A 21,332-nucleotide genomic window follows, 5' to 3' on the forward strand; every position below is an offset into this window, starting at 1 on the left:
GGCCGCGTCCGCCGGTGGGCGCTCCGGCGCCGGTCGTACCGGGAACGGGCGGAACGGGTGTCCGCTCAGTGCGCGGGCGGTATCACCCGGAGATGTCCCCGACGGCCGGTCTGGGGGCCGCTGTTCGGGTCGACGTCGATCTCCTCCGGGCGCTGCACCGGTCGGGCCGCCTCGCGTACCGCCTCGGCGAGCGCGACCAGGTCGTCCGTGGTCGGCGGCGGGGGCTCGAACTCGCCCTCGTGCCGCACGACCTGCCAGCCACGGGGTGCGGTCAGGCTGCGCGCGTGCTGCTCGCACAGGTCGTACGTGTGCGGCTCGGCGAACGCGGCGAGCGGCCCCACCACCGCCGTCGACTCGTTATAGACATAGGTCAACGTGGCGACGGCCTGTCGGGGGCAGCCGTTACGCGAGCAACGCCGTGTCGACCTCACCGCGGCACGGTATCTCCATTACCGGCTTCCGCACCACGGTTGACGGTCCGACACGCCGGCAACGGTGATCACAAATTCCGCCGCCGGTGGCGTTCGACACGGCCGGGCGTGCGCGGTTACCCGGCCCCGCTGGGGCTACCCTGTGCTCAGTGAACCCCGCCGCCGGGCAACCCGACGGCTCAGCCGCCCCGGTCATGGCCCCGACGAAGGTCCTGGCACCGACCAGCGGAGCGAGGAGAGGCCATGACGAGTCCGGACCGCCGCCGGCCGGTCACCGGACGCCGCACCCACCGGGACCGCCACGGGCGTGGGCTGCGCGGCCGCCTCGTCCCGGCGACGGTACCGCTGGCCCGGACGAAGGCCGAGATCTTCGACGACCTGGTGCTGGACACGGTGGAGACGCTCGAACGGCGGTTCGCCAAGGAGTTGGCGGGTGTCGAGTTCGCCGTCGAGGACGTGCCGCCGGACCTCAACGTCTACGACTCGGACGTGCTGGAGGACGGCGAGGTACCGCTGGCGCGGCTCCTGCCCGGCCGGCCGGGCCGTCAGGAGGTGCCGCCCCGGATCGTGCTGTACCGCCGGCCGCTGGAGTTCCGGGCGATGGACCGGGAGGACCTCGCCGACCTGGTACACGATGTGATCATCGAGCAGGTGGCCAATCTGCTCGGCGTCGACCCCGACGAGCTGGCCTGAGTCGGGCGGCCCCCACCGCCCGAATCGGCGTACCTCGTCGGCGACGCGTCCGCCGCGCCCCCGTGCGGCGTTCGCGCGCCCCGTGCGAACGTTCGGACCGCTGCGACGGGTCAGGCCGCCCGGCGCTTGAGCTTGCGGCGCTCCCGCTCGGAAAGCCCGCCCCAGATGCCGAACCGTTCGTCGTGCCCGAGCGCGTATTCGAGGCACTCGGCCTTGACTTCGCAACGTGAGCAGATCCGCTTCGCCTCGCGGGTCGAGCCGCCCTTCTCGGGAAAGAATGCCTCCGGGTCGGTCTGCGAGCACAGGGCCCGCTCCTGCCACTCCGGCGCATTCCCGAGCAGGTCGGCCACCTCGAGTCGGCCGTCCATCCAGCTGCCTCCTTTTCGCGCAACGGCGTCAGCGCCGCTGCAACCCCCCACGCGGAAGGCGTGATTTTTGCCCGTCCGGTGGCAATTCGATGCGCTCCGTTCGGACAACCCCTACGAAATTACACGCGTGTAATCCGTGCGTCGTCAAGCCGAACCTGATACACGGGATCACCCTTTCGCCAGTGCCGAGCACGGCTCGTCGAGCCGTCCAGCCTCGCAACCTGCCCTATCGATTCAGACCCGGCGCGGGTAACGCCCGCACCGGCGAGTTGCCCGAGATATCGGCGTGGCGCGCCGGCCGGACGGGTGTGTCGGGCCGCCGTACGACGGATATGCGGCACCCCACCGGGCGGCGACGACCGCGCCTGGCTCCATGATCAAACAGGACCGGCGGTTCCGCATCCGGTGCGGACGGAAAGATCAGCCGACGTATCCGTACGCCGTGGTGCGCTGGCGGGCCGGACGACCGGCGGCCGCCGCGATGGCCTCCAACTGGGCCACGGTACGGGCGGAGCCGTTCGCCGATCCCGCCATTCGCGAAATCGTCTCCTCCATCAGCGTCCCGCCCAGATCGTTGCAACCGCCGCGGAGCATCTCGACCGTGCCCTCGTCGCCGAGCTTCACCCAGGAGCACTGGATATTGTCGATCCGGCCGTGCAGGAGCACGCGGGCCATCGCGTGCACGACGCGGTTCTCCCGCCAGGTCGGGCCCGGACGCGCGATGCCGGCGAGGTAGATCGGCGCGTTGGTGTGCACGAACGGCAGCGCCACGAACTCGGTGAAGCCGCCGGTACGGTCCTGCACCCCGGCGAGCACCCGGAAGTGGGCCAGCCACTGTCCGGGATGGTCGACGTGACCGTACATCATGGTCGAGCTGGACCGGATGCCCAACTCGTGCGCGGTGCTGACCACCTCGACCCAGGTGGCCGCCGGCAGCTTGCCCTTGGTCAGCACCCAGCGCACGTCGTCGTCGAGGATCTCGGCGGCCGTGCCCGGAATGGTGTCCAGCCCGGCGTCGCGCATCAGGCCCAGCCACTCGCGCACCGGTACGCCCGCCTTGGCCGCCGCCGTGACGATCTCCATGGGCGAGAACGCGTGGACGTGCAGCTCCGGTACCCGCTGCTTGATCGCCCGCACCAGCTCCGCGTACGCCGTCACCGGCAGCTTCGGGTCGATCCCACCCTGCATGCAGACCTCGGTGGCACCGGCCCGCCAGGCCTCCTCGGCCCGGTCGGCGACCTGCTCCACCGAGAGCCGGAACGCGTCGGCGTCCCGCTCACGCTGGGCGAAGGCGCAGAAACGGCAGCCCACGTAGCAGACGTTCGTGAAGTTGATGTTGCGGTTGACCACGTAGGTCACGTCCTCGCCGACCGCGTCCCGCCGCAGGTCGTCGGCGATCCGGCACAGCTCGTCCAGCGCCGGACCGGCCGCGGCGAAGAGCGCCAGGGCGGCCTCCGTGTGCCGCGGCTCCAGCAGCGCCGCCGGATCGGTGGCGGCCAGCCGGAGCCCCGCCCGCAGCTGGGGATCGGCGTCCGCCAGACCCGGCGCGCTCGCGGCGGTCTCCCCGATCGGACCCGGCGCGCCGCCGACCCGGGTGGCGACCTCCGACCAGTCGCCGTAGACGCTGTCGAAGTCGCCCCGCCGGTCGCCGGTACGCCCCGTCGTGTCGATCGTCGCGTGCAGGTCCGTACGGCCACCCGGCACGAACGCGTCGTCCGGCTCCTGCCAGGGGCGGCCCACCGGCAGCGCCTCCTCGACCGCCATCCCGGTCTCCGGCCGCGCCAACGCCGTGACGTGCGGCAGCAGCCGGGGATCGAGCCACGGGTCGCCGCGGCGGACGTACTCGGGATAGATGGTCAGTCGCTCGCGCAGCGTGAACCCGGCCGCCGCCGACCACTTGGCCAGCTCGTCCAGCTGCGGCCAGGGCCGCTCCGGGTTCACGTGGTCCGGTGTCACCGGGGAGACGCCGCCCCAGTCGTCGATGCCCGCGCGCAGCAGCAGCTCGTACTCGCCCTCGATCAGGTTGGGCGGCGCCTGGATCCGGGCCGCCGGGCCGAGCAGGATCCGCGCCACCGCCACCGTGGCGGCCAGGTCGTGCAGCTCGGCGTCGGGCATGCCCCGCATCGCCGTGTCCGGCTTGGCCCGGAAGTTCTGCACGATGACTTCCTGGATGTGGCCGTACTCGCGGTCGGCGCGCCGGATCGCGAAGATCGAGTCGACCCGCTCGGCGAGCGTCTCGCCGATGCCGATCAGGATGCCCGTGGTGAACGGCACGGCCACCCGGCCCGCGTCGTCGAGCACCCGCAGCCGTACCGCCGGTTCCTTGTCCGGCGAACCGTAGTGCGGGCCGCCCGGCTCCGACCAGAGTCGGGTGGCGGTGGTCTCCAGCATCATGCCCATGCTCGGCGCCACGGGCTTGAGCCGCTGCAACTCGGCCCAGCTCAGCACCCCGGGGTTCAGGTGCGGCAGCAGCCCGGTCTCTTCGAGCACGGCGATCGCGCTGGCCCGTACGTAGTCCAGTGTGGAGTCGTAGCCCCGCTCGTCGAGCCACGCGCGCGCGGCCGGCCAGCGCTCCTCCGGCCGATCGCCCAGCGTGAAGAGCGCCTCCTTGCAGCCCTGCGCGGCGCCCGCCCGGGCGATCTCCAGCACCTCGTCCCGCTCCAGGTACGCGGCGGGCAGCCGGTGCGGCACGGTGGCGAACGTGCAGTAGTGGCACCGGTCCCGGCAGAGCCGGGTCAGCGGGATGAAGACCTTCTTGGAGAAGGTGACCACCCCGGGACGACCGGCGTCGCGCAGCCCCGCGTCGCGGATCGCGCCCGCGATGGCGAGCAGTTCGTCGAGCTGGGCGCCACGCGCGGTGAGCAGCGTGGCGGCCTCGTCGACGTCGAGCGCGCGGCCGTCGGCGGCGCGGCGCAGCGCGCGACGCAGACTCGCCTCGGTCGGCCGGGATTCAGTGCGGTCAGCCACCCGTCAAGCCTAGGGTGGTTCCGGCATCGACCGGTCGGGTGGTCCCGCCGCTCGGTCCGGGTGGCTCGTGCGCCGAGCCGGGGCCACGTGGTTGGCGCGACCGGGCCGGGGTCACGTGGTTCGTCGGTCGAGCCGGGGTGACGCCGGTGCTGCGGCCGGGCCGGGGTCACGTGGCGCTCGGTCGAGCCGGGGTCACGCGGTCGGTGCCGCCGGGGCCGGCCGCGACTCGCGGGTTGGCGGTGCCGTGGGTGTGGGGAGGGGCCCGCCGTACCCGGCGAAGCCCGTCACGCTTGATGTCTTCGCCGGGCACGGCGGGCCCCACCGACGCGTCGCGCGCCGTCGTGCGGGCGCGTTCGGTGGTCGCCGGCCGCTGCGGCTCCGAGCACGGCCCGCGCCGAGGACGCGCGGAACGGGCGCGGTACCTCGACGGCATGGCGGTGGTGCCGCTCGGCCGGGCGCGTCCCGCGCGGTCTGCTGGGCGGCCGGGTGTGTCCGCGCGGTCCACTGGGCGGCCGGGTGCGGTGGCACACGCGCGCCGGTTGGCCGTTACTCGCCTCGGGCGTCGTGCCGGGTTCGGGTGGGCGGGTGCGCGGCGCCGGGGGCGGTTCGCCTGTTCGGGCCGGCGGGTCGCGCGGCCCTCGGTCGGCACTGTGTACCGTATGCGATCTTGCTTATCGATGCCCGTGCCATGTTTCCAGCGGAGCGGCGTTACCGCTTTGCATCTTGGAGACTGTATGCTATCAACCGCAACGGGCGGCAAGACGTCCGACCGACCCAGCACCGCCGGAGGTTTCCATGACGGAATGGGGCTCGACCTCGCCGGCCGCCAACGGCGGCAGACGGATCGCCGCACGCCGCACCGAGGCGCGTGGCGTACGGCAGCCCTTGGAGCGTCCCGCGCCGCTGCGGCAGGCGGTCTACGACGTGATCGCGGAGATGATTATCAACCGCGAGCTGCAGCCCGGTGAGCACCTGGTGGAGAACGAGCTCGCGGCCCAGTTGGGGGTGAGCCGCCAGCCGGTCCGGGAGGCGCTGCAACGACTGCACAGTGAGGGCTGGGTCGACCTGCGACCGGCCCTCGGCGCCTTCGTGCACGTACCGACCGAGGCCGAGGCGGACGAGCTGCTGGCGACGCGGACGTTGCTGGAGACGGAGTCGGCCCGGCTCGCCGCGAAGCGCGCCACCCCGGAACAGATCGAGCACCTCTGGGAGTTGCAGCGCGCCGGCGAGAAGGCGCTCAGCGACGACAACCAGGAGGGCCTGGTCGCCGCCAACGCCGCCCTGCACGCGTACGTGGTGGAGATGTCGGGCAACAAGGTGCTCGCCGAGCTGATCGCCCTGGTCGACCGCCGGGTGCGGTGGTACTACGTGCCGATCGCGCGCTCCCGCGGCGCCGAGGCGTGGGAGGAGCACCGGGCCTTGATCGAGGTGATCGCCAGCCGCAACGGCAAGCGCGCGGGCGACATGATGCGCCGGCACACCGAACGCACCCGGGAGAGTTACCACCAGCGGCGCAAGGAGGCCGCCGAGCGGGGCGTGATCTGAGGGTCGTACCCGCTCGCCGGCCGGGGAGCGGTCGAGATCAACTTGGTGCCGCGTCGCGCCGCCGGTGCATTACGCTCGCCGCGTGCTCTCACCCGGATATCCCGCACCGCCCCGTCCCCCGGTGGTTCGCCCACTCTGGTCGCTCGGCGGCCCGGCGCTTGGCGCCCTGCTCGCCGCCGGGCTGCTCACCGCGCCCATCGGAACGCTGACCAGCGCGATCCAGGGCGACCTCGGACTGACCGGCGCGGCCGTCATCGCGACCGTGGTCGCACCGTACGTGGTGGCGGCGGCGGCCCTGGTCGCGCCCGGCTACCTGCTCGGCCGGCGGTGGCCCCACGCGACCGTGTTGTCGGCACTGGTGCTCCTGCTGCTCGGGACCCTGGTGAGCGGGATCGCGCCCGGTACGGTGGTGCTGGCGGTCGGCCGGGTGCTCGCCGGGTTGGGCGCCGGAACGGTCGTCGGTGTCGTCCTCGCTCTCTCCGGTCAGGTGGCCAACTGGCGTACGCCGGCCCGGCTGGTGCTCGGCGTGGCCTTCGGCGCCGCGCTCCTGCTCGGGCCGGTCGTGGGCGGTGCGGTGGCGCGGGCGGTGAGTTGGCGGATGGGACTCCTGGTCGGCGCGCCGGTGGCCGTGATCGCGCTGGCCGTCACCGGGGTGGGCGGCATCGCCATGCTGGTCCTACGTGGTTCCCGGCAGAGCCCGCCGGTCGCCCCCGCGACGTCCACGCCGCTCCCCGGCGAGACCCGCCTCGGCGGCCCGGCGCGGTGACGGTCCGGCAAGCCTGATCCGCGCAACCCGGGCGACACCGTCCACGCCAGCCGCGTGCGCCGGGGGCGACCGGTCCGCGCGGCGGCCGTCCCCGGCGGGTGAGCGGCGTACGACGAGAGCCGGCTGGGCCTGCCAGCCGGCTCCGGGGTGGGCCGTGTCGGGACCGCGGGTCCCCTGAACGACGTGCGACGGTGTGGCCGGCGCTCCGTGGGGAGCCGACGCACACCGCCGTAGCTTCCGTCTCCGGTGTCAGCCGGACCGGGGCGCCGGCCCCGCGCCGGCCGGTCGGTGCGGGGCCGGCCCGCAACCGCCCGACCGTGGCGCGGGAACCGTCACTTGTACATCGTCTGGTTCATCGTGCCCGGGGCGTACGCGTCCGGGTCGACCCATACGTTGATCAGCGAGGGCAGGCCGGACTCGCGCGCCCGGCGCAGGGCGGGGGCGATGTCCTCCGGGTTGCGGACCTCCTCGCCGTACCCGCCGAGCATCTTGGCGAACTGGTCGTAGGGGACGTCGCCGAGGGTGTTGCCGACCCGGCCGCGGGCGGCGCCGTACTTCTGGATCTGCCCGTACCGGATCTGGTTCATCGACGAGTTGTTGCCGATGATGCCGACGAAGGGCAGGTTGAACCGGACCATCGTCTCGAAGTCCCAGCCGGTGAGGCTGAAGGCGCCGTCGCCGAAGAGGCCGACGACCTCCTTGTCGGGCCGGGCGTACTTCGCGGCGAGGGCGAAGGGGATGCCGACGCCGAGGGTGCCGAGCGGGCCCGGGTCCATCCAGTGCCCCGGGGACTTGGGCTGTACCACGCCGCCGGAGAAGGTGACGATGTCGCCACCGTCCCCGATGTAGATCGAGTCCTCGGTGAGGAACTCGTTGATCTCGTGGGCCAGCCGCAGCGGGTGGATCGGGCTCGCGTCGGAGAGCTGGCGGGGGAGCCGCTTCTCGTACGCGGCGGTCTCCTGGGCGCGCAGCTCGGCGAACCACGGCTGGCGCTTGGCGGCGCCGTTGCCGAGCCGGCCGGAGGCGGCCTGGGTGACCGCGGCGAGGATCGTGCCGGGGTCGCCGACGAGGCCGAGGTCGATGTCGCGGTTCTTGCCGACGGTGCGGTAGTCCATGTCGACTTGGACCACCGTGGCGGTCTTCGGCAGCCGGCGGCCGTAGCCCATCCGGAAGTCGAACGGCGTGCCGACGATGAGGATGACGTCGGCGTTGTTGAAGCCGTACCGCCGGGAGAGGTGGAAGTGGTGCGGGTCGCCCGGGGGCAGGGTGCCGCGCGCCGAGCCGTTCATGAAGACCGGGATGTTGAGGGTACGGGCGAACTCGATCGCGGCGTCGGTGCCGCGCGACGTCCAGACCTGCGTACCGAAGAGCACGACCGGCTTCTCGGCCCGGACCAGGATGTCGGCGAGCCGCTCCACCGCGGCCGGGTCCCCGGCGCTCTTGGTGGAGGCGCGGTACGCGCCGGCCTGGGGGATGGTGACGTCCGCCAGTGGCACCTCGGCGTCGAGCACGTCCCGCGGGATCTCCAGGAACGACGGCCCGGGCGCGCCGTTGAAGCACTCGCGGAAGGCCATCGAGACCATGTCGGCGGTACGGGCGGTGTGCGGCACGGTGGCGGCGAACTTGGTGATCGGCGTCATCATGTCGACGTGCGGCAGGTCCTGCAGGGAGCCCATCTTGTGCTGGTTGAGGGCGCCCTGGCCGCCGATCAGGAGCATGGGGCTCTCGGCCCGGAACGCGTTGGCCACGCCGGTGACGGCGTCCGTGGTGCCCGGGCCGGCGGTGACGACCGCGCAGCCGGGCTTGCCCGTCACCCGCGCGTAGCCGTCGGCCGCGTGCGCGGCGACCTGTTCGTGCCGGACGTCGACGACCTCGATGCCCTCGTCTACGCACCCGTCGTAGATGTCGATGATGTGCCCGCCGCAGAGAGTGAAGATGACGTCGATGCCCTCGGCCTTCAGCGCCTTGGCGACGAGGTGGCCGCCGGAGATGCGCTCGGGGTCGCGGCTCGGCTCCTGCAGGATCGGGTCCACGACGGCTTCGGTCGCGGTCTGAACCATTTCTCTCAACTCCCTTGAGTCGCCGCCGGCGACCTACGTGCGATGTCGTGCCGGGTCCGGCGGTGTTGGACTGGAACTCCTCCGCCATCTCTGGAGATTGCATACCGTATTCGGTAGGCAATATCGTTGCGCACCTGATAGTGGGGTGTCTAGGGGGTGACGCTAGGTTTTTCGCCACCCCGGCGGACCACATCGGACCCCGGGCGCGACGGCGGCGACCTCGATGATCGCCAGGCCACGGGACATGGGCGTGCCGGTGCCGCGGGCGTAACGCCCGCGACACCGGCCGGTGTTCAAGCCCGTCCAGGATGGGTAGTAAGCACGGTGACCCGCTCTCACGAGAGGGGGTGGCGTCCGCCACTAAATCATCTACTGCATACAAAAGCCTGTATGCTGGAGCCGTAAGGCCTGATGGATCGAGGGTTGAGCAGGTCGTGGTGAGCCGGAACAGTCCATTCCGTCGGGCGGCACCGGGCGAGACCCGGCCGTCGGCGGGACGGAACCGACTCGCCGGCCCCGCCCGTCGCGGCAGTGACGCCGCGCCGGGCCGACCGATACCGACGCGACCGAACGACACCGGCCGTGCCCGACGGAGCCCCGGGTCCTGCCGGGGATGGCGGGGCCACCGCCGGACACAGCCGGTAGCGGTGTCGCGTCCTGCCACCCGGGACGTCAACCCGGGTGGAGTGAAACCAGTCGCTAACCGAGGTGATGTTGTCATGACTACCCGACGAACCGCCGTACGCTTCCTCACCCGACTGGGGCGTGGTCTCGCGCTGCCCCGCGGGTTCGTGGCGGACGGCCGTACGCTCGGCCTGGGGCTGGCCAGCGCGCTGCAGCGCCAGCAGCGAGCCAGCCAGCCGACGGACGAGGAGATCGAGCGCTTCCTCGCCGGGCACGCTGGGGAGAACCTCAGCGGGCCCACCGGGGGCGACCTGGTGTCGCGGTGACCGCTCAGCGGACATCGCGTTCCGCCAGGGCCACGTCGGAGGTACGGGACACCTCTTCCGGCGCCTGATCAGGGGCGGGACGAGCGGCGGATTGGGCCCGCCGCTCGTCCCGCCGTGACTTCGCCAGGCTGGCCACGGTGGTGATGGCCAGCGTGCCGAGAATCACCCCGAGCGAGACCAGGATGGGCAGCTCCGGCGCCCAGCCGACGCCGTCGTGGTGCAGCGCCTCCAGGACCAGCTTCACGCCGATGAAGGCGAGGATGAGCGCCAGCCCCTTGCTGAGGTAGACCAGCCGGTCCAGCAACGCGCCGATGAGGAAGAAGAGCTGGCGCAACCCCATCAGCGCGAACGTGTTCGCGGCGAAGACCAGGTACGGCTCCTTGGTCAGACCGAAGATCGCCGGAATCGAGTCGAGCGCGAACAACAGGTCGGTGGTGCCGATGGCGACCATGACGATCAACATCGGCGTCACCAGCAGCCGACCGTCCACCCGGGCCAGCACGGAGGCGCCCCGGTAGGAGTCGGTGGTCGGCAGGATGCGCTTGGCGGTACGCAGCGCGATGTTCTCGGAGAACTCGTCCTCCTGCTGCGGCCCGACCAGCTTGATCGCGGTGTAGACCAGGAACGCGCCGAAGATGTAGAACATCCAGTCGAACCGCGCGATCGCCTGGGCGCCGGCCGCGATGAACGCGCCCCGCATCAGCAGCGCCAGGACGATGCCGATGAGCAGCACCTTCTGGCGGTACTGGAGGGGCACCGCGAACCGGCTCATGATGATCACGAAGACGAAGAGGTTGTCCACGCTCAGCGAGTACTCGGTCAACCAGCCGGCGAAGAACTCACCGCCGTACGAGCTGCCCGCGGTCGCCAGGAGGACGCCGCCGAAGGCGACCGCCGCCAGCACGTAGAAGGTCACCCAGGCCACGCACTCGCGGACCGACGGCTCCCGGGGATTGCGGGCGACCAGGTAGAAGTCGAACGCGATCATCACGGCGAAGCCGGCGATCGTGACGGCCCATACCCAGACCGGTACGTTCATGATTCTCCCTTGGTACGGGACAGGGCCGGTTGCCGCACCACCCGCCGGTCCGCCCGGGCCCGCCGCCGGTTCTCCCGGGTCTGCCACTGCGCCTCCGCGTGCCGCAGGTAGTAGCCGTACAACCGGTCGGCCCGTGGGTTGTGGGCGCGGATCCGGTGCAGCCACCGCGGTGCGAACCGCTCGTGCAACCAGGTGAAACCGAGCGCGAACCCGAAACTGACCATCGCCTGGTAGGCGAGGAAGCCGAGGGTGTCGGCCGGCGGGGCCGGCCGGCCCGCGATGAGCAGGCCGGCCAGCACCTCGTGCAGCAACCGGGCGAGCGGGAAGCCCAGGAACCAGTAGAGCGCGGCCGGGGCGAAGACCCCCGGCCGGACCCGACCGGTACCGAGCAGCAGCCCGAACCCGCCACCGAGCAGCGCCAGCGGCAGTCCCAGGGCCAGCCCCTGGGCGGCGGCCCAGTCGACGGGCTGGCTCACGACCAGCGCCATCGCCATGGCCACCGGACCGGCGGCCGCGCCGATCGCGGCGCCGGGCACGGCCAACTCGGCCAGCTCTCGCATCCGATTCGTCGTCATGTCAGTCCACGACCACGCCGAACCGGATCAGGCTGTAGAAGAGCATGCCCAGGTAGAAGACCGCGCCGAAACCGATCACCGCGTTCTGGACGATGCCCGGCCGGATCGGCTTGGGCAGCATCCGGTTGTTGACCAGCAGCAGGACGACGCAGTAGGCGCCCATCGCGAAGGTGGAGAGGAAGGCCAGCACGTCCAGGATCGCGCCCGGACCGTCGGCCGGACCGAAGAGCAGGATGACGATCCCGAACGTGATGACACCCCAGAGGAAGCCCGCGTAGAGCTTCGACACCCCGAACCGCTTGGCGCCCGGTACGAAGTGGTAGGTCATGTCCGACTGGCCCCGGGAGAACGAGTCGAACAGCCCGAGCGTGGCGTTGAGGCCGATCAGCGCGATGAAGCCGAGGAAGATCCCGTGCAGCACCGGCGCGCCGGCGGAGGCGAAGGCGTCCGCCATCGCGGTCAGCGAGGCTTCCCGGTCGCCACCCCTGATGATGTCTCCAACGGCCGGGTTCTCCCGCGCGGCGGTCCGCGCCAGCACCGTGAACGAGATGGTGACCAGCATCGTCACGCCCCAGAAGAGCAGCAGCGCGTCGAAGGTCACCCACCGCCGCCAGCCCTTCCACTTGCGCATCTCGGCCGGGTTGTCGGTGTCGAACATGAAGCCGCGCGACGGCATCTCCTCCTCGTCGCCCGCCGCCCGCAGCCCGCGTACCTTGGGGATGTGCGCCCCCATGCCGGCGCCCGAGTCGCGCAGGTGCAGCGTGTACCACATCTGCTGCATGCCGGACGGACCGGCGAACGCGATCGCCCCGACCAGGACCGGGAACCACGTCTTGGAGAGCGAGCCCTCCGGGAAGTAGCCGAAGTGGAACATGCCGCCGAGGGTGGCGGTGACGTCGCTCCACTGGCCGACCAGCGAGGCCGCCACGGCGGTACCGACGACCAGGACGCCGATCAGGATGCCGAGCACGTTCTCCAGCAGCGAGTAGATGACCGACGCGAGGCTGAAGATGATGCCGACCGCGATCAGACCGACGATCGCGGTGACCACCCAGGGTATGCCGGTGACCTGCTCGAACGCCGCCGCGCCGGTGGAGAGGTGACCCGGCCAGATGTAGACCAGGATCGCCGCTGTGAAGAAGAACCACATCAGTGGTTTGAAGACCCGGGCGGCCCCGAAGAAGATGCTCTCGCCGGTCGCCATGGCGTACCGGGCCATCTCCAGCATGACGAAGGCCTGGAGGGTCACGCCGATCAGGAACAACCACCGGATCTCCGGCCCGAAGACCAGGACCAGGCGGGGCCACATGTACGCCTCGCCCATCCCGACGCCGAGCGCGACGAGGAAGACGGTGGGACCGAGCAGATGGACCGACGGCGGCGGGTCCGGCAGTTCCCGGATCGGCATCGGTTCGAGCCGACCGGCCCGCCAGACCCGCTCCTGGGTCGTCGCGCCGCCGCCGACGGTCGCGGTGGTGATGGATGGATCCCCGCTGGGTGGTGCCGATGAGCCGGTCGCGCTGCCCACCTGCTGGCTCGGGGCAGGCTTTTTCGAAGCCTCCACGCTGGACCTCCTCGGTTTGCCTAGTGGCTGTACGGGGTCTGGGGGACGGATCCAGAACCCTGACGCGTTTGTCCTTGTCGCCCCCTGTTCACGGGACGGCCACGCGGGGTGGCCGTCCCCCTGGCTGATACGTCGCGCGGGATGGAGCTGTCAGCCGTCGCCGTGCGGGCGGCCGCCGAGCAGGCCGGCGGACCGGGCCCAGCGGTACTTCGCGCCGAGTACCGCGACCGGTTTCTCGGTCGTGTAGGGGTACGCCACGATGCCGTGGCGGTACAGGTGCTCGCTGGCCTGCTCGACCTCGACGTCGCCGGCGAGCGAGGCGACGACGGGCTTGTGGATGCCCTTGGCCCGGAACTCCTCGACCACGTCAACGACCAGCTCGGCGAAGACCATGGGCGGCGTCACGATGGTGTGCCAGTAGCCCAGGATCAGCGAGTGGATGCGCGGGTCGGAGAGGCCGAGCGCGATGGTGTTCCGGTACGTCGACGGCGGCTCGCCGCCGGTGATGTCCACCGGGTTGCCGGCCGCGCCGAACGGCGGAATGAACTTCCGGAACGCCTCGTCCAGGTCCGGCGGGATGGACATCAGCGTCAGGCCGTTGTCCACGCACGCGTCGGAGAGCAGTACGCCCGAGCCGCCGGCGCCGGTGATGATGACGACGTTCTCGCCCTGCGGGGTGGGCAGCAGCGGGATGCCGCGGGCGTACTCGAGCAGGTCGTTGAGGCCGGGAGCGCGGATCACGCCGCTGGACCGCAGGATGTCGTCGTAGACCTTGTCGTTGCCGGCCAGCGCGCCGGTGTGCGAGCTGGCCGCCTTGGCGCCCTGGTCGGTGCGGCCGGCCTTGAGCACGACGACCGGCTTGGTCACCGAGACCCGCTTGGCGGTCTCCGCGAACGACCGGCCGTCCTTGAGGTCCTCCAGGTGCATCGCGATGAGGTTGGTGTTCTCGTCGCTCTCGAAGAAGGTGAGCAGGTCGTCCTCGTCGATGTCGGCCTTGTTGCCCACGCCGACGATCGCCGAGACGCCCATCTGGGCCGAGCGGCTGAAGCCCAGGATGGCCATGCCGATGCCGCCGGACTGCGAGGAGAGCGCGACGCCGCCCTTGACGTCGTACGGGGTGCAGAACGTCGCGGAGAGGTTCTGCGGCGTGTAGTAGTAGCCGTAGATGTTCGGCCCGAGGATCCGTACGCCGTGCCGGCGGGCGACCGCGACGACCTCCTCCTGCAGCTCGTGGTTGCCGGTCTCGCCGAAGCCCGAGGGGATGAGGATGGCGCCCGCGACGCCCTTGGCCCCGGCCTCCTCCAGCGCCGCCGGCACGAACTTGGCCGGGATCGCGAAAACAGCGACGTCCACGTCGCCGGGTACGTCGCTGATGCTGCGGAACGCCTTGCGTTCCAGGATCTCGCTGGCCTTCGGGTTGATCGGGTAGATCTCGCCCTGGTAACCGCCGTTCACCAGGTTCTTCATCACCGAGTTCCCGATCTTCCCGGCCTCGGCCGAGGCGCCGATCACGGCGATCGAGGCCGGCTTCATGATCCGGTTCATCGACGCCAGGATCTCCTCCCGGCTGAACCGGACCGGCTCCTTGGCGGCGTTGTCGTCGACCAGGATCCGAACGTCCACCGCGGTCGCACCGTTCGGCGTGGCCAGCACCGGGTTGAGGTCGACCTCGGAGAGCTCCGGGAAGTCGGTGACCAGGTTCGAGACCCGGACGATCAGGTCGGCCAGCAGCTCCCGGTCCGCCCCCTCGGCGCCGCGTACGCCCCGCAGGATCTCGGCCGAGGCGATGCCGTCGACCATCGACAGCGCGGTCGGGTGGTCCGTCGGGGCGAGCCGGAAGGTGACGTCCTTGAGCACCTCGACCAGTACGCCGCCGAGCCCGAACGCGACGACCTTGCCGAAGGTCGGGTCGGTGACCGTACCGATGATGACCTCGTGACCGGAGGTGAGCTGCTGCTGCACCTGGACCCCGAGGATGTTGGCGTCCGCCTTGTATGCGCGGGCGTTGGCGACGATGGTGTCGAAGCCCGCGGAGACCTCGTCGGGGGTCTTCAGCCCGACCAGTACGCCGCCCGCCTCGGTCTTGTGCAGGATGTCCGGCGAGACGATCTTCAGTACGACCGGCAGGCCGATCTCGATGGCCAGCCGTACCGCCTCCTCGGCGGTGGTGGCCAGGCCCTCGCCCGGCGTGGCGATGCCGTACGCCTCGGCCACGGCGCGGCCCTCGGGGGCGGTCAGCGAGCTGCGCCCCTCGGCCTTGACCTGGTCGATGACCCGCCGTACGGCGTCGCGGTCGTAGCGCTGTTCGTTCTCTGGCATGTCCTCGACTCCTTGCAAACGGTTGCCCCGCCGGCTCCGGCGGTTCCGGTTGATTCGCGGGTGGTCAGATGGCGCCGGCGGTGCGCAGCTCACCGATCTGCTGCTCGTCGTAGCCGAGCTCGGCGAGCACCTGATCGGTGTGCTCGCCCAGCAGCGGCGAGCGCTCGACCTCGACGAAGGAGTCCGAGAGCTTGATCGGGTTGCCGACCGTCTTGTACGAGCCGCGCTTGGGGTGGGCGACCTCGACGACGGCGCCCAGCTCGGCGAGGGTCTCGTCCTCGATCAGCTCCTTGGTCGACAGGATCGGACCGCACGGGATGTTGTGGGCGTTGAGCTTCTCCATGACCTCCCACTTGGTGTGCTTCTCGGTCCACTCCTCGATCAGCGCGAACGCCTTGTCGAGCTTGTTGAGGCGCGCCTGCGGGGTGCTCCACGCGGGGTCGTCCGCCAGCTCCGGCCGGCCGATCAGGTCGGTGATCGGCTTCCAGCCGACGGGCTGGATGATCACGTAGATGTAGTCGTTGGGGCCGCCGGGCGCGCAGCGCACCGCCCAGCCGGGCTGGCCGCCGCCGGAGGCGTTGCCGCTGCGCGGTACCTCGTCGCCGAAGTGCTGGTTCGGGTACTCGTTCAGCGGTCCGTGCGCGAGCCGCTGCTGGTCGCGCAGCTTGACCCGGCACAGGTTCAGCACCGCGTCCTGCATCGCGACCTGGACCCGCTGCCCCCGGCCGCTGTGGGTGCGCTGGTACAGCGCCGCGAGGATGCCGGCGACCAGGTGGATACCGGTGCCGGAGTCGCCGATCTGGGCGCCGGTCGCGGTCGGCGGGCCGTCCTCGAAGCCGGTGGTGCTCATCGAGCCGGCCATCGCCTGCGCGATCACCTCGTACGCCTTGAAGTTGGCGTAGCGGCCGGGCCCGAAGCCCTTGATGGAGGCGTAGATGAGCCCGGGGTTGATCTCCTGGAGCTTCTCCCAGGGGAAGCCGAAGCGCTCCACCACGCCGGGCCCGAAGTTCTCGACCAGGATGTCGACCCCGGAGACGAGCCGGGTGAAGACCTCCTTGCCCTGCTCGCTCTTCATGTTCAGCGTGATGCTGCGCTTGTTGCCGTTGAGCATCGTGAAGTAGAGGCTGTCGACGTCGGGGATGTCCCGGAGCTGGCTGCGGGTGATGTCGCCCTGGCCGGGGGCCTCGAGCTTGATGACGTCGGCGCCGAGCCACGCGAGGATCTGCGTGGACGAGGGACCGGACTGCACATGCGTCATGTCGAGGACCCGGACGCCCTCGAGTGCCTTACCCATGAGTCAACCTCCTGTACGCGACACGCCTTTGCCGATCGATGCTGATAAGTCCGCTACGTGCGCCCGGCGGCGGTCCCGTTTCCGCGCGACGGGCGGCGGGAAAAGCCCTCCGGACGGCGGTGCGGGCGGGTCCTACCTGGCTGACCCGGGAAACGAGTCATCGGAGCCCTCCGCATTCGTCGGGGATTGCATACCGTATGGGGTAGGCAATATCGTGCCCCTTGTGACAGTGGGGTGTCTAGGGGGTGGCAGAACGTTTTCGGCGAAGCCATGCCGGTTCCGCCCCCACCACCGGTCCCGGTGATCCGCGCCTGCCCGCGCGCGTTACCCGGTACCCGTCCCGACCCGCACCGGGGTGCGCCCGGACTCCGCGCCACGAAGGGAGATCCACAATGGATCTGTACGAGCATCAAGCCCAGGAACTCTTCGCCAAGTACGGCGTGCCGGTGGGCCGCATGCAGGTCGTCCACACCGCCGAGGAGGCGCGTACCGCCGCCGCCGAGATCGGTGGCCGGGTCGTCGTCAAGGCACAGGTGAAGACCGGTGGGCGGGGCAAGGCCGGTGGGGTCAAGCTGGCCGCCGGGCCGGACGCCGCCCACGAGACCGCCGAGGCGATCCTCGGCATGGACATCAAGGGCCACACCGTACGGAAACTGCTGGTCACCGAGGCGAGCGAGATCGCCGACGAGTACTACGCGGCCCTGCTGCTGGACCGCGCCAACCGCTCCTTCCTCGCCATGGTCTCCCGCTCCGGGGGCATGGACATCGAGCAGGTCGCGGCCGAGGACCCGGCGGCGCTGGCCCGGCTCGAGGTGGACCCGGCCCTCGGGCTGAAGCTCGAGGGCGCGTACCAGCTCTGCGCCGACGCCGGGCTGCCGTCGGACGTGTACGACGAGGTCGGCGAGGTGCTCATCAAGCTCTGGGACGTCTTCCGCGGCGAGGACGCCACCCTTGTCGAGATCAACCCACTGGCCCGGCTCGCGGACGGCTCGGTACGCGCGCTGGACGGCAAGGTGACCGTGGACGACAACGCGCGCTTCCGGCAGCCCGGCCACGCCGCGTTCGTCGACAACGCCGCGACCGACCCGCTCGAACTGCGGGCCGCGGAGAAGCACCTCAACTACGTCAAGCTCGACGGCGAGGTGGGCGTGATCGGCAACGGCGCCGGGCTCGTGATGAGCACCCTCGACGTCGTGGCGTACGCGGGCGAGCGGTTCGGCGGCGTCAAGCCGGCCAACTTCCTCGACATCGGCGGCGGCGCCTCGGCCGAGGTGATGGCGAACGGGCTCGACATCATCCTCGGTGACCCGGCCGTGCGGAGCGTCTTCGTCAACGTCTTCGGCGGCATCACCGCCTGCGACGCCGTCGCCAACGGCATCGTCCAAGCCATCGACCTGCTCACCCGCAGGGGCGAGGTCATCGACAAGCCGCTGGTGGTCCGGTTGGACGGCAACAACGCCGCCGAGGGGCGCCGGATCCTCGCCGAGGCCGCCCTGGACTGCGTACGTACCGCCGAAACGATGGACGGCGCGGCGGCGCTCGCCGCCGAACTCGCCAGCAAGGGGGCCTGACCGAGATGGCAATCTTCCTCACCGAGAACAGCAGGGTGCTGGTCCAGGGCATCACCGGTACCGAGGGCACGAAGCACACCCGCCGGATGGTCGCGGCCGGCACGAACATCGTCGCCGGCGTCACCCCGGGCAAGGGCGGCCAGGAGGTCGACGGCATCCCGGTCTTCGGCGGCGTCGGCGAGGCGGTACAGGCCACCGGCGCGGACGTCTCCGTCGTCTTCGTACCGCCCCGGTTCGCCCGGGCCGCGGTGGTCGAGGCGATCGACGCGGGGATCGGGCTCGTGGTGGTGCTGACCGAGGGCATCCCGGTGCACGACACGGCGGCCTTCTGGGCGTACGCCTGCGCCAACGGCAACCGGACCCGCATCATCGGCCCCAACTGCCCGGGCCTGATCAGCCCCGGCCAGTCCAACGCCGGCATCATCCCCGCCGACATCACCAAGCGGGGCCGGATCGGACTGGTCAGCAAGAGCGGCACCCTGACGTACCAGATGATGTACGAACTGCGCGACTTCGGCTTCTCCACCTGCGTCGGCATCGGCGGTGACCCGATCATCGGGACCACCCACATCGACTGCCTCCAGGCATTCCAGGACGACCCCGAGACCGACGCGATCGTGCTGATCGGCGAAATCGGCGGCGACGCGGAAGAGCGGGCCGCCGAGTACATCCGGGCCAACATCACCAAGCCGGTCGTCGGCTACGTCGCCGGCTTCACCGCGCCGGAGGGCAAGACCATGGGGCACGCCGGGGCGATCGTCTCCGGCTCGTCGGGCACGGCAGCGGCCAAGCAGGAGGCGCTGGAGGCGGTCGGCGTCAAGGTCGGCAAGACGCCGTCCGAGGCCGCGGCGCTGATGCGGGAGATCATCCAGTCACAGGCCAAGTGAGGGGGGCCGGGTATCCCGCGCGAGCCACCGCGCGGGATACCCGCCGGTCCGGGGGTGCGGGCCATACCCGGTCCGGGTCGCGGGCCGCGCGCCGACGTAGCGCGCCGCGCCCGCGACCGGGTCGCCAGGATTACGCCCGCGGGCTACCTGTCCGCCCGTCGAACAGTCCCACGGACCGACGACATCGCCGCCGCCCACCGAGACAGTGGACGCAGGTTGTCCACACGGCGGGAGGACAGAGATGGCGGCAGCATTCACGGCACGCGTCGACCGGGTACGGATGACGCGCCGACGCCTGCTCGAAGCGGCACTGGTGGTGGGAGCCGGCCTGCCGGTCGGCGCGGCGAGCCACGCGTCGGCGGCGCGGGCCACCCCGGGCCCGGTACGGCTCACCCTGCCCGTGCCCACCGGACCGTATTCGGTGGGCACGGCGCGACTGCACCTCGTCGACGGCTCCCGGCCCGATCCCGTGGCCGGCCCGGGGCGTCACCGCGAGCTGATGGTGAGCCTCTGGTACCCGGCCCGGAACGTCGGGCGGTATCCGCGGGCGAGCTGGATGCCCGCCGCCACCCTGCGGGCGTACCTGGTGTCCGGGGGGTTCGCGGCCGACGCCGTGCTCGCGCCGTTCACCGCCGGACACGAGGGCGCCCCGGTGCGGCGGACGGGCGGACCGTTCCCCGTCGTGGTCTTCTCCCACGGCGCGCACGACCACCGCGCCGACACCACGATCGTGGTGCAGGAACTCGCCAGCCACGGGTACGTCGTGGTCACGGTGGACCACACGTACGACGCGTTCAGCGAGTTCCCCGACGGCCGGCTCACCGTTCCGCTCGACGATCCCGAGCACGCGTTGTACCCGGCGGACTTCGCGACGGACATCCGATTCGTCCTCGACCGCGTCGAGGACCTGGCCGCCGGACGCAACCCCGACGCCGGACACCGGCCGCTGCCGGCCGACCTGCGGGGCGCCCTCGACCTGCGCCGGGTCGGCATGTTCGGCTGGTCGAAGGGCGCAACGGCGACGGCCCTCGTCATGGTCGACGACCCACGGGTCCGGGCCGGGCTGAGCATCGACGGCCCGATGCAGGCGCAGCCGCCCCTCGGCACCGACCTGGATCGGCCCTTCATGCTGATGACCGCCGTCTTCACCCGGGCCGCGGAGCCGAGCGTCGCCGAGTTCTGGTCACACCTGCGCGGATGGCGGCTCAACGTGCACGCCGAGGGCGCGGTCCACTCGTCGTACGGCGACAACCAGGTGCTCATCCCGCAGTTGGCGCGGGTCGTCGGGATGAGCGACGAGGAGCTGCGCGGCTGGATCGGCACCCTCGACCCGGTCCGGGCGACGCGCATCCAGCAGGCGTACCCGCTCGCCTTCTTCGACCTGCACCTGCGCGGCCGGCGGGGACGCCTGCTCGACGGTCCGAGCCCGGCCTTCCCGGAAGTGACGTACGTTCCGTGAGGTGACGGACCGCGGCGCGGGAGCCCGTACCGCGGTCCGCGCTCCGCGTCCCGTCCGTGGTGTGCGCGGTGCTTTCCGTCCGTGGTCCGCGTGGCGGCCGTCCGGTGTGGGCGCCCACCGACAGCGGACTCGTCACCCCTGCTGGCTCAGCCGCACGGCCAGGGCGGCGACCGCGGTGGTGAAGAAGACGGCCCATCCGACGAGTTGGCGGGAGCCCACCCGCAGGTGCGCGACAAGCGCTCCGACGAAGTACAGCACGAGACCGCCGGCCGCCAATGTCCCCAGCCACGGCACGGCGAAGCCGGCCAGCAGCCCGAGGGAGCCCGCCGCCAGCAGCACGCCCAACACCGGTACCCACGACCGTGGCACGCCCTTCATGTCCGCCTGGGCTCTCGGATAGTCGTGGCCGATCAGGTAGGTGACGGCGGCGATGCCGTTGAGGACCGACGCGAGGACGGTGACCGTGACGTAGGCGGCGAACATGGGCTGTCTCCTTCTGGGTTGCCACAAGGACGAGCCGGCGCCGGCGAACGTGACGCGCTTGGCCGGACGGGATGGGCGGCGCCGTGGGCGCGCCTGCCGACCTACCCGTCGCGGGAGACAAGGATCATCAGTACCAGGCGCCATGCGATGAACGGCCCGAGGCCGAGAGCCGCGAGCAGCGCGACAATGCCGGCGCTGGTCAGCGCGACCAGCCCGGCGAAGACGGCGCCGTGCGTAGCCAAGGACCGGGCGATGGACCCCGCGAAATCGCGTCTGGTCCGCGGCTCGGCCGGCTCCGGATCGTCCTCGAAGAAGATCACGATCACGACGCTAGGGCGTGCATCGCCGCCGACGAAGTCGC

The 21,332-nt window shown here is 71.3% G+C and carries 18 protein-coding genes; 7 read left to right on the forward strand and 11 right to left on the reverse strand.

Annotated features, from left to right (window positions below; genetic code table 11):
• Positions 1 to 65: 65 nt before the first annotated feature.
• Entirely contained in the window at positions 66 to 431 is a 366-nt protein-coding gene (locus AB0J86_RS17240; protein ID WP_363858075.1) for a DUF3499 domain-containing protein, read from the reverse strand.
• Positions 432 to 674: 243 nt separating this feature from the next.
• Between AB0J86_RS17240 and AB0J86_RS17245 the strand changes: the two genes are divergently transcribed.
• The gene (locus AB0J86_RS17245; protein WP_363858077.1) at positions 675 to 1,124 is read left to right on the forward strand and encodes a metallopeptidase family protein; all 450 of its coding nucleotides are present in this window, start codon (positions 675 to 677) and stop codon (positions 1,122 to 1,124) included.
• A 110-nt stretch (positions 1,125 to 1,234) separates the two neighbouring features.
• On the opposite strand, the gene AB0J86_RS17250 is transcribed toward AB0J86_RS17245, so the two are convergent.
• The gene (locus AB0J86_RS17250) at positions 1,235 to 1,492 is read right to left on the reverse strand and encodes a WhiB family transcriptional regulator (RefSeq protein ID WP_184534144.1); all 258 of its coding nucleotides are present in this window, start codon (positions 1,490 to 1,492) and stop codon (positions 1,235 to 1,237) included.
• A 420-nt stretch (positions 1,493 to 1,912) separates the two neighbouring features.
• Positions 1,913 to 4,459, reverse strand: coding sequence for a bifunctional FO biosynthesis protein CofGH (locus AB0J86_RS17255; RefSeq protein ID WP_363858079.1), 2,547 nt, complete (start codon positions 4,457 to 4,459; stop codon positions 1,913 to 1,915).
• 795 nt (positions 4,460 to 5,254) lie between these two features.
• On the opposite strand from AB0J86_RS17255, the gene AB0J86_RS17260 reads away from it, so the two are divergent.
• Complete coding sequence (locus AB0J86_RS17260; RefSeq protein ID WP_363858081.1) at positions 5,255 to 6,004, forward strand: GntR family transcriptional regulator; 750 nt, start codon at positions 5,255 to 5,257, stop codon at positions 6,002 to 6,004.
• Between the two features lie 82 nt (positions 6,005 to 6,086).
• Positions 6,087 to 6,770 (forward strand): MFS transporter, encoded by a 684-nt coding sequence (locus AB0J86_RS17265; RefSeq protein ID WP_363858083.1) that lies wholly within the window; start codon positions 6,087 to 6,089, stop codon positions 6,768 to 6,770.
• A 332-nt stretch (positions 6,771 to 7,102) separates the two neighbouring features.
• Here AB0J86_RS17265 and AB0J86_RS17270 read toward each other — a convergent pair whose 3' ends face one another.
• A complete protein-coding gene (locus AB0J86_RS17270; protein WP_363858085.1) occupies positions 7,103 to 8,830 on the reverse strand; it encodes a thiamine pyrophosphate-binding protein in 1,728 nt (575 codons plus the stop codon).
• Between the two features lie 719 nt (positions 8,831 to 9,549).
• On the opposite strand from AB0J86_RS17270, the gene AB0J86_RS17275 reads away from it, so the two are divergent.
• Complete coding sequence (locus AB0J86_RS17275) at positions 9,550 to 9,780, forward strand: hypothetical protein (protein ID WP_363858087.1); 231 nt, start codon at positions 9,550 to 9,552, stop codon at positions 9,778 to 9,780.
• 4 nt (positions 9,781 to 9,784) lie between these two features.
• Here AB0J86_RS17275 and AB0J86_RS17280 read toward each other — a convergent pair whose 3' ends face one another.
• The 5 genes from AB0J86_RS17280 to frc all read right to left on the reverse strand — a co-directional run bounded on the left by AB0J86_RS17280 (position 9,785) and on the right by frc (position 16,571).
• The gene (locus AB0J86_RS17280; RefSeq protein ID WP_363858089.1) at positions 9,785 to 10,819 is read right to left on the reverse strand and encodes a TerC family protein; all 1,035 of its coding nucleotides are present in this window, start codon (positions 10,817 to 10,819) and stop codon (positions 9,785 to 9,787) included.
• On the reverse strand, positions 10,816 to 11,394 hold the full coding sequence (locus AB0J86_RS17285) for a hypothetical protein (protein WP_363858090.1): 579 nt from the start codon (positions 11,392 to 11,394) through the stop codon (positions 10,816 to 10,818). The genes AB0J86_RS17280 and AB0J86_RS17285 overlap by 4 nt, the downstream gene beginning before the upstream one ends.
• 1 nt (position 11,395) lies before the next feature.
• Positions 11,396 to 12,958, reverse strand: a complete 1,563-nt coding sequence (locus AB0J86_RS17290; protein ID WP_363858091.1) for an Nramp family divalent metal transporter — start codon at positions 12,956 to 12,958, stop codon at positions 11,396 to 11,398.
• Positions 12,959 to 13,108: 150 nt separating this feature from the next.
• On the reverse strand, positions 13,109 to 15,277 hold the full coding sequence (locus AB0J86_RS17295; protein WP_363858092.1) for an acetate--CoA ligase family protein: 2,169 nt from the start codon (positions 15,275 to 15,277) through the stop codon (positions 13,109 to 13,111).
• Between the two features lie 64 nt (positions 15,278 to 15,341).
• The gene (gene frc / locus AB0J86_RS17300; RefSeq protein WP_363858094.1) at positions 15,342 to 16,571 is read right to left on the reverse strand and encodes a formyl-CoA transferase; all 1,230 of its coding nucleotides are present in this window, start codon (positions 16,569 to 16,571) and stop codon (positions 15,342 to 15,344) included.
• Positions 16,572 to 16,963: 392 nt separating this feature from the next.
• On the opposite strand from frc, the gene sucC reads away from it, so the two are divergent.
• The 3 genes from sucC (at position 16,964) to AB0J86_RS17315 (ending at position 20,488) form a co-directional block, all read left to right on the forward strand.
• Positions 16,964 to 18,142, forward strand: coding sequence for an ADP-forming succinate--CoA ligase subunit beta (gene sucC, locus AB0J86_RS17305; protein ID WP_363858096.1), 1,179 nt, complete (start codon positions 16,964 to 16,966; stop codon positions 18,140 to 18,142).
• 5 nt (positions 18,143 to 18,147) lie between these two features.
• Positions 18,148 to 19,029, forward strand: coding sequence for a succinate--CoA ligase subunit alpha (gene sucD / locus AB0J86_RS17310; protein ID WP_363858097.1), 882 nt, complete (start codon positions 18,148 to 18,150; stop codon positions 19,027 to 19,029).
• A gap of 241 nt (positions 19,030 to 19,270) precedes the next feature.
• On the forward strand, positions 19,271 to 20,488 hold the full coding sequence (locus tag AB0J86_RS17315) for an acetylhydrolase (protein ID WP_363858099.1): 1,218 nt from the start codon (positions 19,271 to 19,273) through the stop codon (positions 20,486 to 20,488).
• 132 nt (positions 20,489 to 20,620) lie between these two features.
• On the opposite strand, the gene AB0J86_RS17320 is transcribed toward AB0J86_RS17315, so the two are convergent.
• Complete coding sequence (locus AB0J86_RS17320) at positions 20,621 to 20,971, reverse strand: DoxX family protein (RefSeq protein ID WP_363858101.1); 351 nt, start codon at positions 20,969 to 20,971, stop codon at positions 20,621 to 20,623.
• A gap of 101 nt (positions 20,972 to 21,072) precedes the next feature.
• Positions 21,073 to 21,291, reverse strand: coding sequence for a hypothetical protein (locus AB0J86_RS17325; RefSeq protein ID WP_363858103.1), 219 nt, complete (start codon positions 21,289 to 21,291; stop codon positions 21,073 to 21,075).
• Positions 21,292 to 21,332 lie beyond the last annotated feature (41 nt).

Source organism: Micromonospora sp. NPDC049559 (genome assembly GCF_040676675.1).
GTDB lineage: Bacteria > Actinomycetota > Actinomycetes > Mycobacteriales > Micromonosporaceae > JBFAPK01.

Bases quoted from the DNA above. Each gene is read 5' to 3' on its own strand.
- AB0J86_RS17315 (WP_363858099.1), top strand. From the start codon at position 19,271: ATGGCGGCAGCATTCACGGCACGCGTCGACCGGGTACGGATGACGCGC.
- sucC (WP_363858096.1), top strand. From the start codon at position 16,964: ATGGATCTGTACGAGCATCAAGCCCAGGAACTCTTCGCCAAGTACGGC.
- AB0J86_RS17320 (WP_363858101.1), bottom strand. From the start codon at position 20,971: ATGTTCGCCGCCTACGTCACGGTCACCGTCCTCGCGTCGGTCCTCAAC.
- AB0J86_RS17250 (WP_184534144.1), bottom strand. From the start codon at position 1,492: ATGGACGGCCGACTCGAGGTGGCCGACCTGCTCGGGAATGCGCCGGAG.
- AB0J86_RS17245 (WP_363858077.1), top strand. From the start codon at position 675: ATGACGAGTCCGGACCGCCGCCGGCCGGTCACCGGACGCCGCACCCAC.
- AB0J86_RS17280 (WP_363858089.1), bottom strand. From the start codon at position 10,819: ATGAACGTACCGGTCTGGGTATGGGCCGTCACGATCGCCGGCTTCGCC.
- AB0J86_RS17270 (WP_363858085.1), bottom strand. From the start codon at position 8,830: ATGGTTCAGACCGCGACCGAAGCCGTCGTGGACCCGATCCTGCAGGAG.
- sucD (WP_363858097.1), top strand. From the start codon at position 18,148: ATGGCAATCTTCCTCACCGAGAACAGCAGGGTGCTGGTCCAGGGCATC.
- AB0J86_RS17285 (WP_363858090.1), bottom strand. From the start codon at position 11,394: ATGACGACGAATCGGATGCGAGAGCTGGCCGAGTTGGCCGTGCCCGGC.
- frc (WP_363858094.1), bottom strand. From the start codon at position 16,571: ATGGGTAAGGCACTCGAGGGCGTCCGGGTCCTCGACATGACGCATGTG.
- AB0J86_RS17260 (WP_363858081.1), top strand. From the start codon at position 5,255: ATGACGGAATGGGGCTCGACCTCGCCGGCCGCCAACGGCGGCAGACGG.
- AB0J86_RS17275 (WP_363858087.1), top strand. From the start codon at position 9,550: ATGACTACCCGACGAACCGCCGTACGCTTCCTCACCCGACTGGGGCGT.
- AB0J86_RS17295 (WP_363858092.1), bottom strand. From the start codon at position 15,277: ATGCCAGAGAACGAACAGCGCTACGACCGCGACGCCGTACGGCGGGTC.